This window comes from Pseudomonas sp. RV120224-01b, from assembly GCF_003208145.1.
GTDB classification, from domain to species: Bacteria; Pseudomonadota; Gammaproteobacteria; order Pseudomonadales; family Pseudomonadaceae; genus Aquipseudomonas; species Aquipseudomonas monteilii.
This window is the reverse complement of record NZ_QKMQ01000002.1, coordinates 617419-635837: the sequence shown is the minus strand read 5'-3', so window position 1 is coordinate 635837 and position 18419 is coordinate 617419. Positions and strand designations below refer to the sequence as shown.

The window sequence follows — 18419 nt, the reverse complement described above, 5'->3', positions numbered from 1 at the left end:
CGTGAGGCTTGACCATATAACACCCAAGCAATTTGTGCGTAAGCCGAATTGTGGTGGTGAAGACGAAAGACCCGAAAATTCGTAAGACCACAAATATCGCATATCCGAATTCGCTAGAGCATCCATCTGGATCTTCTGGCAACAGAATTTCTTGACGACCATAGAGCATTGGAACCACCTGATCCCATCCCGAACTCAGCAGTGAAACGATGCATCGCCGATGGTAGTGTGGGGTTTCCCCATGTGAGAGTAGGTCATCGTCAAGATTCATTTCGCAAAACCCCTATCTGCACATGCAGGTAGGGGTTTTGTCTTTGTGGCCCGAAAAAGCCAAGCTCACGCAAGTCTCGGCCTTGCCCAGATCCCTGTAGGAGCGGCTTTAGCCGCGAACACCGGCAAAGCCGGTGCCATCCTCCTCGTCGCTTGCTTCGCGGCTAAAGCCGCTCCCACAGCTCTCCCTCCCACAATTCGAGCCAGAACACTAGAATAGGCCCACGCACCTATTCAGAAGCGCTATATGCCAAACCCTGTCGAACCTGAAACCCTGGCCCAGTTGCCGCTGGACGAGCTTGTCGCTTGCCACGAGTGCGACCTGCTGCTGCGCAAACCCGTGCTCCAGCACGACGAAAAAGCCCAATGCCCGCGCTGTGGCTACGAGCTCTACGCTCACCGACACAATGTGGTCAACCGCAGTCTGGCCTTGGTACTGACCGCCTTGTTGCTTTTCGTGCCAGCCAATTTCCTGCCAATCATGCAGTTGCACCTGCTTGGCCAGACCTCGGACGACACTGTCTGGAGTGGTGTGTTGGGCCTGTACAACTCAGGAATGCGCGGCGTAGCCGTGGTGGTGTTCCTGTGTAGCATGGCCATTCCCCTGGCAAAACTGCTTTGCCAGTTGGCAGTGCTGCTGAGTATCCGCCTGAATGTGGGGCGCAGCTTCGGCCTGCTGTTCTACCGCATCTATCACCACCTGCGTGATTGGGGCATGCTCGAGGTCTATTTCATGGGTGTGCTTGTGGCCATCGTCAAGTTGGTGGACCTGGCCGAATTGACGGTGGGCCTGGGGCTGTTCTGCTTCATCAGCCTGCTATTGATTCAGGTGTGGCTCGAAGTGGTGATGTCACCTCACCAGATCTGGAGTGCGCTATCGGGGGAGGACCTGCATGCGGGCGATTGATGCGGGCATTCTTGTCTGCAATGAATGTCACGAGCTGAACCGGCAAGAGCCCGACAGCACTTCACAGACCTGTACGCGTTGCGGGGCCATCGTGCATGCGCGCCGGCCGAACAGCATCGTGCGTACCTGGGCATTACTGATTGCTGCATCGATCCTGTACATCCCGGCCAACATGCTGCCGATCATGACCGTGAGTACGCTTGGTCAGGGCAGCCCCGACACGATCATGTCCGGCGTCATCACGCTGCTCAAGCACGGTATGGTGCCCATTGCGGCTGTGGTGTTCATTGCCAGTATCCTGGTGCCCACGTTCAAGCTGGTGGGTATCGGCTTGCTGCTGTACTCCGTTCAGCGCCGGCAACCGCTGTCTGCCCGACAACGGATTTTGATGTACCGCTTTATCGAATTCATTGGGCGCTGGTCCATGCTGGATATCTTTGTCATTGCCATTTTGGTGGCGGTGGTGAATTTCGGCCGAATAGCCAGTGTCGAAGCCAACCTGGGCGCTGTCGCCTTCGCAACTGTGGTGATCCTGACAATGCTTGCCGCTTTAACTTTCGATCCCCGACTGATTTGGGATAACACGGAGTCGGATGACGACCATGAGTGACCTGCCAACGGCTAAAACCCGCCCAGCCTCGAACTGGTCGGCCATCTGGATCCTGCCTTTGATCGCCTTGATGATCGGTGGCTGGCTCGCATGGCAAGCCTACCGTGATGCCGGCGTGCAAATTGAAGTCCGTTTCGAGTCTGGCGAGGGGATCGTCGCCAACAAGACTGAGGTGATCTACAAGGGCATGCCGGTTGGCAAGGTGGTTAGCCTGGTGCTCGACGCCAAGGGCGAGAACCAGGGTGTGATCGCTACCATCGAGATGAACAAGGCCGCCGAGCCTCACCTGACCAAAGGCACGCGCTTCTGGCTGGTGAAGCCGAGTGTCAGCCTGGCGGGTATTTCCGGTCTTGAAACGTTGGTATCGGGTAACTACATCGCCGTTAGCCCGGGGGAGGGGGAGCGCACCAAGCGCTTCACCGCATTGAAGGTGGCACCACCGCTCTCGGACACGGAGCCGGGCCTGCATTTGACGCTAAAAGCTGACAGGCTGGGCTCGCTCAACCGCGACAGCCCGGTGTTCTACAAGCAGATCCAGGTTGGCCGCGTAAAAAGCTACCGCTTGTCCGAGGACCAGAGCACTGTAGAGGTCAAAGTCTTCATCGAGCCAGCCTACGCCAGCCTGGTGCGCAAGCACACGCGCTTCTGGAACGCCAGCGGCGTCAGCATCGATGCTTCGCTTTCGGGCGTTAAGGTGCGCAGCGAGTCGCTGTCGAGCATCGTGGCCGGTGGTATCGCTTTTGCCACGCCGGAATACCGCAAGGACAGCCCACCCACCGACCCGAGCCTGCCGTTCCGTCTGTATGAAGACTTCGATGCAGCCCAGGCCGGTATTCGCGTCAAAGTGAAACTGAGTGACTATGAAGGTCTGCAGGCAGGCCGCACGCCGGTCATGTACAAGGGCATCCAGGTGGGCTCGCTGAAAGCCCTGAAGATGGAAGACAACCTGGCCAGTGCATCAGCGGAGCTGACCCTGGACCCGCTGACCGAGGACTACCTGGTCGAAGGCACGCAGTTCTGGGTGGTCAAACCGTCGATTTCCCTGGCGGGTATCACCGGCCTGGAGGCGTTGGTCAAAGGTAACTACATCGCCATTCGTCCGGGCGAGAAGGGCGCACGGCCCGAGCGTGAGTTCGAGGCCCGCGCCAAGGCGCCGCCGCTCGACCTCAAGGCGCCGGGCCTGCACATGGTGTTGTTCGCCGACACCCTGGGTTCGCTGGAAATCGGCAGCCCGGTAATGTACCGCCAGGTGAAGGTGGGCAGCGTGCAGAGCTACCAGTTTGCCCGTAACAGCAACCGCATCCTCATCGGTGTACACATCGAGAAGGAGTACGAGAAGCTGGTCAACGGTTCGTCGCGCTTCTGGAACGTCAGTGGTATCACCCTGACGGGCGGCCTGTCGGGCATCAAGATCAAGAGTGAGTCGCTGCAAACGCTGATGGCCGGTGGTATCGCCTTCGACACGCCACGCCCTGATGTAGCGCTCAAGCGCCATATTCCACGTTTCCGCCTGCATGATAGCCAAGAGGCGGTAAACCGCGCGGGTACCTTGATTACCATCCGCGTTGACCGGGCAGATGGCCTGAAGCCGGGCACGGCGATCCGCTTCCGTGGCCTGGATGTGGGCAGTATCGAAAGCGTCGACCTCACCGATGACCTGCAGGCGGTGCTTCTGCGCGCTCGCATTACCGAGTCGGCCGACCGTATCGCCCGTGTCGGGACGCAGTTCTGGGTGGTCAAGCCGGCTTTGGGCCTGGTGCGCACCGAAAACCTCGACACCCTTGTGGGCGGGCAGTACCTGGAAGTGCAGCCGGCGGCCAAGGACCGTGGCCCGCAGCGCGATTTCATCGCCTTGGCTGATGCCCCGCAGGTGGCGGGGCCAGAGGTCGGTTTGCCATTGACGCTCAGTGCGCCACGCCGGGGCTCGATCAAGCCCGGTGTGCCGGTGACCTACCGGGAGGTGGCGGTGGGGAAGGTGACGGGCTTCGAGCTGGGCCAGAATGCCGACCGCGTGCTGATCCATATCCTTATCGAGCCACGCTATGCGGCTTTGGTGCGCAGTGGTAGCCGCTTCTGGAACAGCAGTGGCTTCGGTTTCGACTGGGGGCTGTTCAAGGGGGCTACGGTGCGTACCGAGTCGGTGGAAACCCTGATCGACGGTGGTATCGCGTTCGCTACGCCAGATGGCGAGCAAATGGGTAACCCGGCTCGGCCACAGCAGACCTTCGCCTTGTTCGACAAGGCCGAGGATGAATGGCTGCAGTGGGCGCCGAAGATTCAGATAGCCAAGTAGATGGCAAAGAGGGCCGCTTTGCGGCCCATCGCCGGCAAGCCAGCTCCCACAGGAGTACCGCCAGACTCAAGGCTTGCACAGTCCCTGTGGGAGCTGGCTTGCCGGCGATGAGGTCAGATCAGGTTACTTGGGCAGGTCCATCAAATCGCAGGCAACAAAAAGCCGACCCTAGGGTCGGCTTTTCGACTAGCACGTCGCTTAGGCAGCTGCAGCTTCTTTCAGCGCCTTGATGTGGCCATTCAGACGGCCTTTGTGACGAGCAGCCTTGTTCTTGTGGATGATACCTTTGTCGGCCATACGGTCGATTACAGGTACAGCCAGAACGTAAGCGGCTTGCGCTTTTTCGGCGTCTTTTGCGTCGATGGCTTTAACTACATTCTTGATGTAGGTGCGGACCATGGAACGCAGGCTGGCGTTGTGGCTGCGACGCTTCTCAGCCTGTTTTGCACGTTTCTTGGCGGAAGGTGTGTTGGCCACCGTCGAGCTCCTCGAAAGACTTTAGGTAAATAGCAAACAAAATAGGCCGCGAATCATGCCGATCAGTCGACCGGATGTCAAGGCCACCTGCAAGGTTCCGCCGAGCGGTGCGCCAACAAGCGGGAAAGATTCCTTTCTGCTGCGCGACCTGTACACTCGGGAATTTTTGGCTCCCCTGCGAAGGCGCGGGAGTATCGCACATTCGGACGCTGTCTGGCAGCGTCCTCTGTCATTGGCGTGAATCTTTTCGATGAACCTGCTCAAATCCCTGGCTGCAGTAAGCTCGATCACCATGATTTCGCGGGTGCTGGGCTTTGTTCGCGACACCATCCTGGCCCGCATCTTTGGTGCCGGCGTTGCCACGGACGCCTTTTTTATCGCGTTCAAGCTGCCCAACCTGCTGCGACGCATCTTTGCCGAAGGTGCGTTCTCCCAAGCCTTCGTGCCGATCCTGGCCGAATACAAGACCCAGCAAGGCGAGGAGGCGACTCGCACTTTCATCGCATATGTCAGTGGCCTGTTGACCCTGGTCCTGGCCTTGGTGACTGCCATCGGCATCCTGGCGGCACCGTGGGTCGTGTGGGCGACAGCCCCGGGCTTTGTCGACAGCGCGGAAAAATACGAGCTGACCACTGCGCTGTTGCGGGTGACTTTTCCTTATATATTGCTGATCTCGCTGTCTTCCCTGGCCGGGGCGATCCTCAATACCTGGAACCGTTTTTCGGTACCCGCCTTCACCCCGACCCTGCTGAACGTGGCGATGATCGCCTTCGCTGTGCTGCTGACGCCGTACTTCGACCCACCGATCATGGCTTTGGCCTGGGGCGTGCTGGCCGGTGGCCTGGCGCAGCTGCTGTACCAGCTGCCAGCGCTGAAAAAGATCGGCATGCTCGTGCTGCCGCGCCTGAACCTCAAGGACGCGGGTGTATGGCGGGTACTGAAGCAGATGCTGCCGGCGATTCTCGGGGTTTCGGTAAGCCAGATTTCGCTGATCATCAACACCATCTTCGCGTCATTCCTGGTGGCCGGCTCGGTGTCGTGGATGTACTACGCCGACCGCCTCATGGAGCTGCCCTCGGGCGTGCTCGGCGTGGCCCTGGGCACCATCCTGCTGCCGACTTTGGCCAAGACCTATGCCAACAAGGACCGCGAGGAGTATTCGCGAATCCTCGACTGGGGCCTGCGGTTGTGCTTCCTGCTGGTACTGCCATGCACCTTGGCCCTGGCCATCCTTGCCGAGCCGCTGACCGTGGCGCTGTTCCAGTACGGCAAGTTCAGTGCGGTTGACGCGGCCATGACCCAGCGTGCGCTGATTGCCTATTCCGTGGGCTTGCTGGCGATCATTCTGGTCAAGGTACTGGCACCCGGCTTCTATGCGCAGCAGAATATCCGCACACCGGTGAAGATCGCGATTTTCACCCTGGTCTGCACCCAGCTGTTCAACCTGGCCCTGATCGGCCCGCTGGCCCATGCCGGCCTGGCCCTGGCGATCAGTCTGGGCGCCTGCCTGAACGCCGGCCTGTTGTTCTGGAAGCTGCGCAGCCAGCAGCTGTTCCAGCCGCAGCCCGGCTGGGCGATGTTCCTGCTCAAACTGGTGCTGGCAGTGGGGTTGATGTCGGCGGTACTGCTGGCCGGCATGCACTACCTGCCGGCCTGGGAGCAGGGCAACATGCTTGAGCGCCTGCTGCGCCTGGGGGCGTTGATCCTGGCAGGTGTGGTGACGTATTTCGGTTGCCTGTACCTGTGCGGCTTCCGGCCCCGGCATTTCGCCCGCAAGGCCCTGCACTGAGGCTTCGGACGGGTCAGGCGTCGGTTTTTCACATTCCACGCCGCCCTTGGGCGCTGCTGCCTGTCACCAGCGCCCGGGTGTGGTTATAATCGGCCACTTTATGAGCAAGAAGCGCGTTATGCAGCTGGTTCGAGGTCTTCACAACCTGCGCCCCGAGCACCGGGGCTGTGTCGCCACCATTGGCAACTTCGACGGGGTTCACCGCGGCCACCAGGCAATCCTGGCGCGCCTGCGCGAGCGCGGCCAGGCGTTGGGCCTGCCGACCTGTGTGGTGATCTTCGAACCGCAACCGCGCGAGTATTTCGCCCCCGATACCGCACCGGCGCGTCTGGCACGCCTGCGCGACAAGGTCGAGCTACTGGCCGCCGAAGGTATCGACCGGGTGCTGTGCCTGGCGTTCAACCAGCGGCTGAGCAAGCTCAGCGCCGATGCCTTCGTCAAGGCCATCCTGGTTGACGGCCTGGGTGTGCGTCACCTTGAAGTGGGTGACGACTTCCGCTTTGGCTGTGACCGCGCCGGTGACTTCGCCTTCCTGGTCGAGGCCGGCAAGCAGTACGGGTTCACCGTCGAGGCCGCCAATACGGTGATCCAGGACGGCCTGCGGGTCAGCAGCACCGAAGTGCGCAAAGCGCTGTCCGAGGGCAACTTCGAGCTGGCCGAGCACCTGCTGGGCCGCCCGTACAGCATCACCGGCCGCGTGCTGCATGGCCAGAAGCTGGCCCGCCAGCTCGGCACACCTACCGCCAACATCCAGCTCAAGCGCCGCCGCGTGCCGCTGTCCGGGGTCTACCTGGCCTGCATCGAGATCGACGGCAAGGCCTGGCCGGGTGTCGGCAATATCGGCGTGCGCCCCACCGTTGCCGGTGATGGGCGCCCGCACCTGGAGATTCATCTGCTGGATTATGCCGGCGACCTTTACGGCCGGCGCCTGACGGTGGAGTTCCACCACAAGCTGCGTGAAGAGCAGCGATTCGCCTCCCTGGAGGCGCTGAAGTCGGCGATCGATGCGGATATCGCCGCCGCACGTGCACATTGGCACGCTCAACCGCTAACGAAGAGCCTGAAATGACCGACTACAAAGCCACGCTTAACCTTCCGGACACCGCCTTCCCCATGAAGGCCGGCCTGCCTCAGCGCGAACCGCAGATCCTGCAGCGCTGGGACAGCATTGGCCTGTACCAGAAGCTGCGCGAAATTGGCAAGGATCGTCCCAAGTTCGTCCTGCACGACGGCCCGCCCTATGCCAACGGCAAGATTCACATCGGTCATGCGCTGAACAAGATCCTCAAGGACATGATCGTCCGTTCCAAGACCCTGGCCGGCTTCGATGCGCCGTACGTGCCGGGCTGGGACTGCCATGGCCTGCCGATCGAGCACAAGGTCGAGGTAACCCACGGCAAGCACCTGTCCGCCGACCGCACCCGCGAGCTGTGCCGCGAGTATGCTGCCGAGCAGATCGAAGGGCAGAAGACCGAGTTCATCCGCCTGGGTGTGCTGGGTGACTGGGACAACCCGTACAAGACCATGAACTTCGCCAACGAAGCCGGCGAAATCCGCGCTCTGGCCGAAATGGTCAAGCAAGGCTTCGTGTTCAAGGGCCTCAAGCCTGTGAACTGGTGCTTCGATTGCGGTTCGGCGCTGGCCGAGGCCGAGGTCGAGTACGCCGACAAGAAATCCCAGACCATCGACGTGGCCTTCCCGGTTGCCGACGAGGCCAAGCTGGCCGCCGCTTTCGGCCTGGATGCGCTGGCCAAGCCAGCCGCCATCGTGATCTGGACCACCACCCCGTGGACCATCCCGGCCAACCAGGCGCTGAACATCCACCCGGAGTTCAAATACGCCTTGGTCGATACCGGTGAGCGCCTGCTGGTGCTGGCAGAAGAGCTGGTCGAGTCGTGCCTCAAGCGCTACAACCTGGAAGGTTCGGTCATCGCTACCGCGCAAGGTTCGGCGCTGGAACTGATCAACTTCCGCCACCCGTTCTACGACCGCCTGTCGCCGATCTACCTGGCTGACTACGTCGAGCTGGGCGCCGGTACCGGCGTGGTGCACTCCTCGCCAGCCTACGGTGAAGACGACTTCGTCACCTGCAAACGCTACGGCATGGTCAATGACGACATCCTCACCCCGGTGCAGAGCAACGGTGTATATGTCGAGTCGCTGCCCTTCTTCGGCGGCCAGTTCATCTGGAAGGCCAATCCGGCCATCGTCGAGAAGCTGAGCGAAGTCGGTGCGCTGATGCACACCGAAACCATCAGCCACAGCTACATGCACTGCTGGCGTCACAAAACCCCGCTGATCTACCGCGCCACCGCGCAGTGGTTCGTGGGCATGGACAAGCAGCCGTCTACTGGCGAGCCGCTGCGTGAGCGCGCCCTGAAGGCCATCGAAGAGACCAAGTTCGTCCCGGCCTGGGGCCAGGCGCGTCTGCATTCGATGATCGCCAACCGCCCGGACTGGTGCATCTCCCGTCAGCGCAACTGGGGTGTACCGATCCCGTTCTTCCTGCACAAGCAAACCGGCGAGCTGCACCCGCGCACCGTCGAGCTGATGGAAGCCGTGGCCAAGCGCGTCGAACAGGAAGGCATCGAAGCCTGGTTCAAGCTGGACGCTGCCGAGCTGCTGGGCACTGAAGCCGACCAGTACGACAAGATCGCCGACACCCTCGACGTGTGGTTCGACTCGGGCACCACCCACTGGCACGTATTGCGTGGCTCGCACGACATCGGCCACGCTACCGGCCCGCGTGCCGACCTGTACCTGGAAGGTTCCGACCAGCACCGCGGCTGGTTCCACTCTTCCTTGCTCACCGGTTGCGCCATCGACAACCATGCGCCATACCGCGAGCTGCTGACCCACGGCTTCACCGTGGACGAGAACGGCCGCAAGATGTCCAAGTCGCTTGGCAACACCATCGAGCCGGAGAAGGTCAACAACACCCTGGGTGCCGACATCCTGCGCCTGTGGGTTTCCGCTACCGACTACTCCGGTGAAATGGCGGTTTCCGAGCAGATCCTGCAGCGCAGCGCCGACGCCTACCGCCGTATCCGCAATACCGCACGCTTCCTGCTGTCCAACCTGTCCGGCTTCGACCCGGCCCGCGACCTGCTGGCCCCGGAAAACATGCTGGCACTGGACCGCTGGGCCGTGGACCGCACCCTGTTGCTGCAACGCGAGCTGGAAGAGCACTACAGCGAGTACCGTTTCTGGAACGTCTACTCCAAAGTGCACAACTTCTGCGTTCAGGAGCTGGGCGGCTTCTACCTCGACATCATCAAGGACCGCCAGTACACCACCGGCGCCAACAGTGTCGCCCGCCGTTCCTGCCAGACAGCGCTGTACCACATCAGCGAAGCGCTGGTGCGCTGGATCGCGCCGATCCTGGCATTCACCGCCGATGAAATCTGGCAGTACCTGCCGGGCGAGCGCAACGAGTCGGTGATGCTCAACGGCTGGTACCAGGGCCTGAGCGAACTGCCGGAAGGCACCGAGCTGGACCGCGCCTACTGGGACCGCGTGATGGCAGTGAAGGCCTCGGTCAACAAGGAGCTGGAAAACCAGCGTACCGCCAAGGTCATCGGCGGCAACCTGCAGGCCGAAGTCACCCTGTACGCCGACGAAGGCCTGAGCGCCGACCTGGGCAAACTGGGCGACGAACTGCGCTTCGTGCTGATCACTTCTGCCGCCAGCGTGGTGCCGTTCGTGCAGGCGCCAGCGGATGCTGTGGCTACCGAAGTCGAAGGCCTCAAGCTGAAAGTGGTCAAGTCCGGTCACGCCAAGTGCGGCCGTTGCTGGCACTTCCGCGCCGACGTCGGCAGCCACCCGGAGCACCCGGAAATCTGCAGCCGTTGCGTCGACAACCTGAGCGGTTCGGGCGAGGTGCGTCACTATGCCTAACCCTGCAGCGGGGCGCTTCGGGCGCCTTGCATGGCTTTGGCTGAGCTTGCTGGTCCTGGTCCTCGACCAGGCCACCAAGCTGTATTTCAACAACGCCTTGACCATGTACCAGCAGATTGTCGTCATCCCGGACTACTTCAGCTGGACCCTGGCCTACAACACCGGCGCCGCCTTCAGCTTCCTGGCTGATGGCGCGGGCTGGCAGCGCTGGCTGTTCGCCCTGATCGCCGTGGTGGTCAGTGCCGTGCTGGTGGTGTGGCTCAAGCGCCTGGGGCGCAACGAGACCTGGCTGGCCGTGGCGCTGTCGCTGGTGCTGGGTGGCGCGATCGGTAACCTGTACGACCGCGTCGTGCTGGGCCATGTGGTCGACTTCATCCTGGTGCACTGGCAAAACCGCCATTACTTCCCGGCCTTCAACCTGGCCGACAGCGCCATTACCGTTGGTGCGGTGATGCTGGCGCTGGATATGTTCAAGAGCAAGAAGTCCGAGGATCCGGTCCATGACTGACACCCGTATCGGCCAGAACACCGAAGTCACCCTGCACTTCGCGCTGCACCTGGAAAACGGCGACACCGTCGACAGCACGTTCGACAAGGCCCCGGCCACCTTCAAGGTGGGCGACGGCAACCTGCTGCCAGGTTTCGAAAACGCGCTGTTCGGCTTCAAGGCCGGTGACAAGCGTACTGTGGTGGTGGCCCCGGAGAACGCCTTCGGCCAGCCCAACCCGCAAAACGTGCAAGTCATGCCGCGGTCCAACTTCGAAGGCATGGAGCTGTCCGAAGGGCTGCTGATCATCTTCAACGACGCCGCCAACACCGAGCTGCCGGGTGTGGTCAAAGCGTTCGATGACGACCAGGTGACCATCGACTTCAATCACCCACTGGCTGGCAAGACCCTGACCTTCGAGGTGGAGATCCTCGAGGTGAAGGCCCTGTAAGCCTGGAGCCGAGCATGCAAATCAAACTCGCCAACCCTCGCGGCTTCTGCGCGGGGGTCGACCGGGCGATCGAGATCGTCAACCGCGCGCTGGAAGTTTTCGGCCCGCCGATCTATGTGCGTCACGAAGTGGTGCACAACAAGTTCGTGGTGGAAGACCTGCGCAACCGCGGTGCCATCTTCGTCGAAGAGCTGGACCAGGTGCCGGACGATGTCATTGTCATCTTCAGTGCCCACGGTGTTTCCCAGGCTGTGCGCCAGGAAGCGGCTGGCCGTGGCCTGAAAGTGTTCGATGCCACCTGCCCGCTGGTGACCAAGGTGCATATCGAGGTGGCCAAGTACAGCCGCGACGGTCGTGAGTGCATTCTCATCGGCCACGAAGGGCACCCGGAAGTCGAAGGCACCATGGGCCAGTACGACGCCAGCAACGGCGGCTCCATCTACCTCGTCGAAGACGAAGAGGATGTGGCCAAGCTGCAGGTGCGCGACCCGGACCACCTGGCCTTCGTGACCCAGACCACGTTGTCGATGGACGACACCAGCCGCGTCATCGACGCCCTGCGTGCACGCTTCCCGAACATCGGTGGCCCTCGCAAGGACGACATCTGCTACGCCACCCAGAACCGCCAGGATGCCGTGAAGCAACTGGCCGGTGAATGTGATGTGGTGCTGGTGGTGGGCAGCCCGAACAGCTCCAACTCCAACCGCCTGCGCGAGCTGGCCGAGCGTATGGGCACCCCGGCTTACCTGATCGACGGTGCCGAAGACCTGCAACAAGGTTGGTTCGACCAGGCCGCTCGAATCGGCATCACCGCCGGTGCTTCGGCCCCCGAAGTGCTGGTGCGTGGCGTGATCGAGCAGCTCAAGGCCTGGGGCGCGACTGGCGCTGAAGAGCTGGATGGACGGGAAGAAAACATCACGTTCTCGATGCCTAAAGAGCTGCGGGTTCGTTCGCTGATCTGATCAGGAACCTGCGCACAGAGGATCATTGGGATTGTCTGTGCGCAGGTCTATTCTGCCGGTGCTTGCCATAAACACACGATAGGGACTGGTGGGTTTATCGCAGACTACAAGCCTGCCGCTCATCTGGGCGTTGTTTGGCTGCATCGGAACACCCAAAGCACTGAACTTCACTTCTCCGCCAGTATTCGCTGTGATTTTCATTGGTCGAGAAAGCCGATGTTCACGCAGTACTTGCTGGTTATGCTCCAGCACTACCCGCCAACCATTCCCCCAATTACCGTCCAACGCCTGCACCAGCACCGGTTGGGATTGCAGCATGGCATGGCTGCGCGCACTGCGCAGTGCTTGCGCCAAATCGCGGGCCGCTGCCGCCCGGTGTAGGTCATCGCTCATCGTTGCGTAGGCCGGTATACCGAGCTGTGTCAGCAAGACGGCCACGGCTAAGGCCGACAACATTTGAATCAGTGTTACGCCTCGTTGCTTCACCGTGCATTCCTCCCTGGAAGTGCTTGGCTATAGCTTCACGTTCGTCGGCCAAGCCGTCTAGTCGGCCGGGTTCAGGGCTATTGCAGGAAAAGTCGCGGGAGGTGCAGGGATGCACGCAAGGCAACGGGGCATGACGCTCCTGGAAGTGTTGTTGGCAGTCGTGGTTGTGGCCGTGGGCATGTTCGCAACGGCAGCGATGCAGTTGCAGGCATTGCAGGCTGCGGACGGCGCACGTCGTGATGGGCTGGCTGCAATGGCGGTGCACAGCGAGCATGAGCGGAGGCGGCGATGAGGCGCCGCCAGATTGGGTTCGGTCTAATTGAGATGGTGATGGCGCTGGCCATCGGGTTGATGCTGCTGGCAGCGGCCAGCCAGCTCTTTACCTCCGCACACCAGACCTGGCGTCTGCAAAGTACGGCAGTGCGCATGCAGGATGAGGCACGACTGGCTTTGCTGCGCATGGCGCAGGATATCCGCATGGCAGGGATGTTTGGTTGCCTGCGGATTAGACCTGACGACTTTGAGGACCCGGCTGCGCGGCAGGCTTTCGCCCGCCCCCTGGAGGTTGAAGCCACTACCCTCAGCCTGGTTGTGGCGGAGTTGTCAGGAAAAACTGGCAACGGTGACTGGGTGTTGCAGACGGACTGCATCGAAAAAGTACGCGTGGATAAAAAAACGGTAGAGGGTTACCCACTGACGTTCCCCATCAGCCAGTACGTCTATCAGTTCCATGGCAATAAGCTGAGGTTCAAGCGAAAAGGCAACTTCCAACCGCTGGTCGAGAATGTGCGAGAGGCGCGCTTCGAACGTGTGCAAACGCCGCAGGGGGAGAGGGTAGACATCACGCTGATGTTGTACGAGCCCACGCTCAAACTCGAACAGCGCCATGAACTGAGCGTGGCGCTGCGCAATCGGGTGCCGGGGCCATGAAGCGTCAACGCGGTGTCGTGCTGCTGTTGGCGTTGGTACTGAGCCTGCTGCTCGGCTTGCTGACAGCCTCTGCCTTGCGTGATGCCTTGGTGGAGACGCGCATGGCCGGCTACCTGCGCGATGGCCTGCTGGCGTTCGAAGAGGCAGAGGCCACATTGCAGGCCGGGGCAGATGAACTGCTGCGGGCACCTCCGGGCAAATGCCAGATGTGCCAGCCTCCGCCGCACCCGCACGATTTGACTGGGCAGTGGCAGCGCAGCAAAAGCGGCTACTTCCAGATCCAGCATCTAGGCATGAGCGAGCGCGTTGCGTACATGCCGGAAGGGCAGCCAGTTGCGTTGTACCGGGTAACCGCCGTCAGCCAGCAAGCACAAGCCCGGCAGGTGCTGGAAGCCGTCTACGCCGTAGCTGACGACACAATCCAGCGCATCACCTGGCGGCAAAGACTGAGAGGAGACTGACATGCAGCAAGGCTTGAGCCTGATCGAGTTGTTGATTGTGCTGGCCGTGACCGGCATTCTGGCAGCCATTGCCTACCCCAGTTACAGCGACCAGCTTCGGCGAGCCGCGCGCAGCGAAGTGGTTGGCCTGCTGCACGATGCCGCCCTGCGCCTGGAGCGCCACCGCGTGCGCACCGGCCAATACGCCGAAGGCGACCCGGCCTTGCCCGACGGCACCCGCTATTACAGCCTGCAGGCCCAGCGCGACAGCGACACCTTCACACTGCGCGCCCGGCGGCTGCCGCATGGGCTGATGGCGCAGGATGGCTGTGGCGACTTCCAGCTTGACCAGGCCGGCGTGCAGCGCAATCCGGGTGCTGTTGAACACGGCGCCCACTGCTGGGGAAGCTGAAGGTTGGATGATGCCCGGTGCATCGCGGTTTTACTTCAGGTGTTGGATCGACAGATGAGCAAGCAAGTAGTGGTGGTCGGCGGCGGGGTGATCGGCCTGCTGACGGCGTTCAACCTGGCGGCGAAGGTCGGGCAGGTGGTGGTGTGTGACCAGGGCGAGGTCGGCCGTGAGTCGTCGTGGGCCGGTGGTGGCATTGTTTCGCCGCTGTACCCGTGGCGCTACAGCCCGGCGGTGACCGCCCTGGCGCACTGGTCGCAGGACTTTTATCCACAGCTGGGCGAGCGTTTGTTCGCCAGCACTGGCGTCGACCCCGAAGTGCACACCACCGGCCTGTATTGGCTGGACCTGGACGACGAGGCCGAAGCGCTGGCCTGGGCCGAGCGCGAACAGCGGCCGCTGAGTGCCGTGGATATCTCGGCGGCCTATGATGCGGTGCCGGTGCTGGGCCCGGGCTTCAAGCGCGCCATCTACATGGCTGGCGTGGCCAATGTGCGCAACCCGCGCCTGGTCAAGTCGCTGAAGGCGGCGTTGCTGGCGCTGCCGAACGTAACCCTGCGCGAACACTGTCAGATCACCGGCTTCGTTCAGCAAGACGGGCGTGTGACCGGTGTGCAGATGGCTGATGGCGTGCTGGCGGCGGATGAGGTGGTGCTCAGTGCTGGCGCCTGGAGTGGCGACCTCTTGCGTACCGTTGGCCTTGAGCTGCCGGTGGAGCCGGTGAAGGGCCAGATGATTTTGTTCAAGTGTGCCGAAGATTTCTTGCCGAGCATGGTGCTGGCCAAGGGGCGCTACGCGATCCCGCGTCGCGATGGGCACATTCTGGTGGGCAGTACGCTGGAACATGCCGGGTATGACAAAACCCCGACCGGGGATGCGCTGGAAAGCCTGAAGGCATCGGCGGTGGAGTTGTTGCCTGAGCTTGAGGGGGCCACCGTGGTTGGGCACTGGGCGGGACTGCGGCCGGGGTCGCCGGAAGGCATTCCGTTTATCGGGCCGGTGCCGGGGTATGCTGGGTTGTGGCTGAACTGCGGCCATTACCGTAATGGGCTGGTGCTGGCGCCGGCTTCGTGCCAGTTGTTCACCGACCTGTTGACCGGTACTGAGCCGATCATCGACCCAGCGCCCTATGCCCCAGAAGGGCGCTTGGGCTGAGGGCCCATGCAGTACCTGTGGGAGCGGCCTTGTGTCGCGATGGGCTGCGCAGCAGCCCCGGGGAATCCCGCTACACAGCTGGAATTGCCGGGGCCGCTTTGCGGCCCTTTCGCGACACAAGGCCGCTCCCACAGGGAGGGCACAGTTAGCGATTTCAGCCGGTTATCGGTGCCTGCAGGTGCCGGCTCGGGTAATGCTGTTCATACACCTTGCACACCCGCAGCACCTGCTCATCGGCAAAGCGCCCGGCTACCACCTGCAGCCCCACCGGTAACCCCTCGCGAGTGAACCCGCAAGGCACCGAAGCCGCTGGCTGCTGTGTGAGGTTGAACGGGTAGCTGAACGGCGTCCACTCCATCCACTGCGCCATCCCCGACCCAGGCGGCACGTTGTGCCCGGCTTCGAATGCCACCAGCGGCAGCATCGGCGATACCAGCACGTCATAGCGCTGGTGGAAGGCATTCATCTGCGCAATCAGCGCTGCCCGTGCTTCCAGCGCCTGGGTATATTCGCCAAGGCCGATCCTGGCGCCTTGCTCGGCAATCCAGCGTAGCCCGGGGTCAAGCAACGCTCGCTGTTCATCGCTCAAGGCACTGGCCAACCGCGCCGCCCCGGCAAACCACAGGGTATTGAAGGTTTCCAGCGGGTCGCTGAACCCCGGGTCCACCTCTTCCACCTGCGCGCCCAGCCGTGCCAGGCGCTGCACTGCTTGCGCTACCAGTGCCTGGATTTGCGGGTCGACCTGCACGTAACCGAAGTTGGCACTGTAGGCAATGCGCAGGCCGCTCAGGTCTTGCTGCTGGCCCATCCACGGCGCCTGCCGTGGTGCGCCGGCCAGCCCGTCACGGGCATCGGGGCGGGCGACGCAGTCGAGCATCAGTACCGCGTCGTCTACGGTACGCGTCATCGGCCCCAGGTGCGACAGCACGGTCATGGCGCTGGCCGGCCATTGCGGCACATAGCCGAAGGTCGGTTTGATGCCGAAGGTGCCGGTAAAGGCACACGGGATACGAATTGAGCCCCCGGCATCGCTACCCTGGTGCAGCACCCCCAGGTTCAGTGCAGCGGCGGCCGCAGCCCCCCCCGACGAGCCTCCGGCAGTCAGCCTGGTATCCCAGGGGTTGCGGGTGATGCCGTACAGCGGGTTGTCCGTCACCCCCTTCCAGCCGAACTCCGGCGTGGTGGTCTTGCCCACCAGCACTGCGCCAGCTTCACGCATGAGCGCGGTGAAGGGAGCATCGACGTCCCACGGCCCAGCGCCGGAGGTGGTGCGTGACCCCTTGCGGGTGGGCATGCCACGGGTCAGGGTCAGGTCCTTGATCGAGGCGGGTACGCCATCCAGCCGGCCACAGGGCTCGCCCCGTTGCCAGCGCTGCTCGCTGGCGCGGGCGGCGGCGCGAGCACCTTCACCGTCGACATGGCAGAAGGCGTTGACTGCCGGGTTGTGCAGGTCGATGCGCGTCAGCACGTCGTCGACCACCTCGACCGGCGACAGCTGACGGCGCTGGTACAGTTCGAGCAATTCGACGGCGGTGAACTCACCCAACGCGGTTTTCTGGGTCATCTCAACGGGCTCCCGGGTTGGCGGCCTGGAACATGGCACGCAGCAGGACGTCACAGCCGTCGGCCAGGTCTTGCGGCGCGGCATTTTCGATTTCGTTGTGGCTGATGCCACCCTCGCATGGCACGAAGATCATCCCGGCCGGGCCCAGCTCGGCGAGGAAGATGGCATCGTGGCCGGCGCCACTGACGATATCCATATGGCTCAGGCCCAGCGTGCGTGCGCCCTGGCGCACGGCGTCCACGCACTGCTCGGCGAAATACAGTGGCGGGAAGTCGGCGGTCGGGGTCAGCTGGTAGCTCAGCCCGTGCCTGGCCGTGCTGCTTTCGATGGCCGTGCGTACTTCGTTCACCATGGCAGCGAGGTGCCCGGGGTCGAGGTGGCGCAAGTCGATGGTCATGTGTACCTGGCCGGGGATAACGTTGCGCGAGCCTGGGTGCAGGGTCAGGCAGCCGACCGTGCCGCAGGCATGCGGCTGGTGGGCGTGGGCCACGCGGTTGACCGCAGCCACCACCTCGGCCGCACCCACCAGGGCGTCCTTGCGCAGGTGCATCGGGGTGGGGCCGGCATGGGCCTCGACACCGGTCAGCACCAGGTCGAACCATTTCTGGCCCAGGCAGCCCTGGACAACACCGATGGTGGTGCGCTGGTCCTCCAGCACCGGCCCCTGCTCGATATGCGCTTCGAAGTAGGCACCGACGGCATGCCCGGTGGGCACACGCGGGCCGGCGTACCCAATGCGCTGCAGCTCGGCGCCGACCGACAGGCCCTGGTCGTCGACCTTTTCGAGGGTTTCCTGCAGGCCGAACTTACCGGCGAACACACCCGAGCCCATCATGCAGGGCGGGAAGCGCGAGCCTTCTTCGTTGGTCCACACCACCACTTCCAAGGGCGCCTCGGTGGTCAGGCCGAGATCGTTCAGGGTGCGGATCACTTCGAGGCCAGCCATGACGCCATAGCAGCCATCGAACTTGCCGCCGGTGGGTTGGGTGTCGATGTGGCTGCCGGTCATCACGGGGGGCAGGGCAGGGTTGCGGCCGGGGCGGCGGGCGAAGATGTTGCCGATGGCGTCGATGCTGACGGTGCAGCCGGCTTCTTCGCACCAGCGCACGAACAGGTCGCGGGCCTGGCGGTCGAGGTCGGTCAGCGCCAGGCGGCATACGCCACCCTTGGCGGTGGCGCCGAGCAGGGCCAGGTCCATCAGCGATTGCCACAGGCGCTCGCGGTTGACCTGCGAGCCTTGGCCGAGCACGTGCTGTGAGGGATCGATGCGGGTGTTCATGGGCGTTCTCCTT

18 protein-coding genes and 1 rRNA gene are annotated in these 18419 nt (G+C 62.7%); 15 read left to right on the top strand and 4 right to left on the bottom strand.

Going from position 1 to position 18419, the window contains the following annotated elements:
- The first annotated feature begins 150 nt into the window (after window positions 1–150).
- From rrf to N436_RS06180, 4 genes are all read left to right on the top strand, one after another.
- Window positions 151–266 (top strand): 5S ribosomal RNA (gene rrf, locus N436_RS06195).
- Between the two features lie 251 nt (window positions 267–517).
- On the top strand, window positions 518–1177 hold the full coding sequence (locus N436_RS06190) for a paraquat-inducible protein A (protein ID WP_110740623.1): 660 nt from the start codon (window positions 518–520) through the stop codon (window positions 1175–1177).
- Window positions 1164–1787: a paraquat-inducible protein A gene (locus tag N436_RS06185; RefSeq protein WP_060501363.1), complete on the top strand. Its 624-nt coding sequence runs from the start codon at window positions 1164–1166 to the stop codon at window positions 1785–1787. The genes N436_RS06190 and N436_RS06185 overlap by 14 nt, the downstream gene beginning before the upstream one ends.
- Window positions 1780–4080 carry a PqiB family protein gene (locus tag N436_RS06180; protein ID WP_110740622.1) on the top strand — a complete coding sequence of 767 codons (2301 nt, stop codon included), beginning with the start codon at window positions 1780–1782 and terminating at the stop codon, window positions 4078–4080. Before N436_RS06185 ends, N436_RS06180 begins: the two co-directional genes overlap by 8 nt.
- Before the next feature lie 198 nt (window positions 4081–4278).
- On the opposite strand, the gene rpsT is transcribed toward N436_RS06180, so the two are convergent.
- Window positions 4279–4557, bottom strand: a complete 279-nt coding sequence (gene rpsT / locus N436_RS06175; protein ID WP_003247625.1) for a 30S ribosomal protein S20 — start codon at window positions 4555–4557, stop codon at window positions 4279–4281.
- Between the two features lie 250 nt (window positions 4558–4807).
- On the opposite strand from rpsT, the gene murJ reads away from it, so the two are divergent.
- From murJ to ispH, 6 genes are all read left to right on the top strand, one after another.
- Window positions 4808–6346, top strand: coding sequence for a murein biosynthesis integral membrane protein MurJ (murJ, locus tag N436_RS06170; RefSeq protein ID WP_016713415.1), 1539 nt, complete (start codon window positions 4808–4810; stop codon window positions 6344–6346).
- A 118-nt stretch (window positions 6347–6464) separates the two neighbouring features.
- Window positions 6465–7415 carry a bifunctional riboflavin kinase/FAD synthetase gene (ribF, locus tag N436_RS06165; RefSeq protein WP_110740621.1) on the top strand — a complete coding sequence of 317 codons (951 nt, stop codon included), beginning with the start codon at window positions 6465–6467 and terminating at the stop codon, window positions 7413–7415.
- A complete protein-coding gene (gene ileS, locus N436_RS06160; protein WP_110740620.1) occupies window positions 7412–10243 on the top strand; it encodes an isoleucine--tRNA ligase in 2832 nt (943 codons plus the stop codon). Before ribF ends, ileS begins: the two co-directional genes overlap by 4 nt.
- On the top strand, window positions 10236–10751 hold the full coding sequence (gene lspA / locus N436_RS06155) for a signal peptidase II (RefSeq protein ID WP_105945539.1): 516 nt from the start codon (window positions 10236–10238) through the stop codon (window positions 10749–10751). The genes ileS and lspA overlap by 8 nt, the downstream gene beginning before the upstream one ends.
- A complete protein-coding gene (gene fkpB / locus N436_RS06150; RefSeq protein WP_003247607.1) occupies window positions 10744–11181 on the top strand; it encodes an FKBP-type peptidyl-prolyl cis-trans isomerase in 438 nt (145 codons plus the stop codon). Before lspA ends, fkpB begins: the two co-directional genes overlap by 8 nt.
- Window positions 11182–11195: 14 nt before the next feature.
- Window positions 11196–12143, top strand: a complete 948-nt coding sequence (gene ispH, locus N436_RS06145; RefSeq protein WP_016713410.1) for a 4-hydroxy-3-methylbut-2-enyl diphosphate reductase — start codon at window positions 11196–11198, stop codon at window positions 12141–12143.
- On the opposite strand, the gene N436_RS06140 is transcribed toward ispH, so the two are convergent.
- Entirely contained in the window at window positions 12144–12629 is a 486-nt protein-coding gene (locus N436_RS06140) for a GspH/FimT family pseudopilin (protein ID WP_105945540.1), read from the bottom strand.
- Between the two features lie 109 nt (window positions 12630–12738).
- Between N436_RS06140 and N436_RS06135 the strand changes: the two genes are divergently transcribed.
- Genes N436_RS06135 through N436_RS06115 form a run of 5 tightly spaced genes read left to right on the top strand, consistent with a single transcriptional unit; the run spans window position 12739 to window position 15563 of the window.
- Complete coding sequence (locus N436_RS06135) at window positions 12739–12921, top strand: prepilin-type N-terminal cleavage/methylation domain-containing protein (RefSeq protein WP_110740619.1); 183 nt, start codon at window positions 12739–12741, stop codon at window positions 12919–12921.
- Window positions 12918–13559 (top strand): PilW family protein, encoded by a 642-nt coding sequence (locus N436_RS06130; protein ID WP_110740618.1) that lies wholly within the window; start codon window positions 12918–12920, stop codon window positions 13557–13559. Before N436_RS06135 ends, N436_RS06130 begins: the two co-directional genes overlap by 4 nt.
- Window positions 13556–14020 (top strand): hypothetical protein, encoded by a 465-nt coding sequence (locus tag N436_RS06125; protein WP_110740617.1) that lies wholly within the window; start codon window positions 13556–13558, stop codon window positions 14018–14020. Before N436_RS06130 ends, N436_RS06125 begins: the two co-directional genes overlap by 4 nt.
- A 1-nt stretch (window position 14021) precedes the next feature.
- A complete protein-coding gene (locus tag N436_RS06120; protein WP_019099324.1) occupies window positions 14022–14411 on the top strand; it encodes a type IV pilin protein in 390 nt (129 codons plus the stop codon).
- Window positions 14412–14465: 54 nt separating this feature from the next.
- Window positions 14466–15563 (top strand): FAD-binding oxidoreductase, encoded by a 1098-nt coding sequence (locus tag N436_RS06115; RefSeq protein ID WP_110740616.1) that lies wholly within the window; start codon window positions 14466–14468, stop codon window positions 15561–15563.
- A gap of 154 nt (window positions 15564–15717) precedes the next feature.
- Here the strand turns inward: N436_RS06115 and N436_RS06110 are convergent, their stop codons facing one another.
- Window positions 15718–17127, bottom strand: coding sequence for an amidase (locus tag N436_RS06110; RefSeq protein ID WP_110740615.1), 1410 nt, complete (start codon window positions 17125–17127; stop codon window positions 15718–15720).
- A gap of 1 nt (window position 17128) precedes the next feature.
- Complete coding sequence (locus N436_RS06105; RefSeq protein WP_110740614.1) at window positions 17129–18406, bottom strand: Zn-dependent hydrolase; 1278 nt, start codon at window positions 18404–18406, stop codon at window positions 17129–17131.
- Between the last annotated feature and the right edge of the window lie 13 nt (window positions 18407–18419).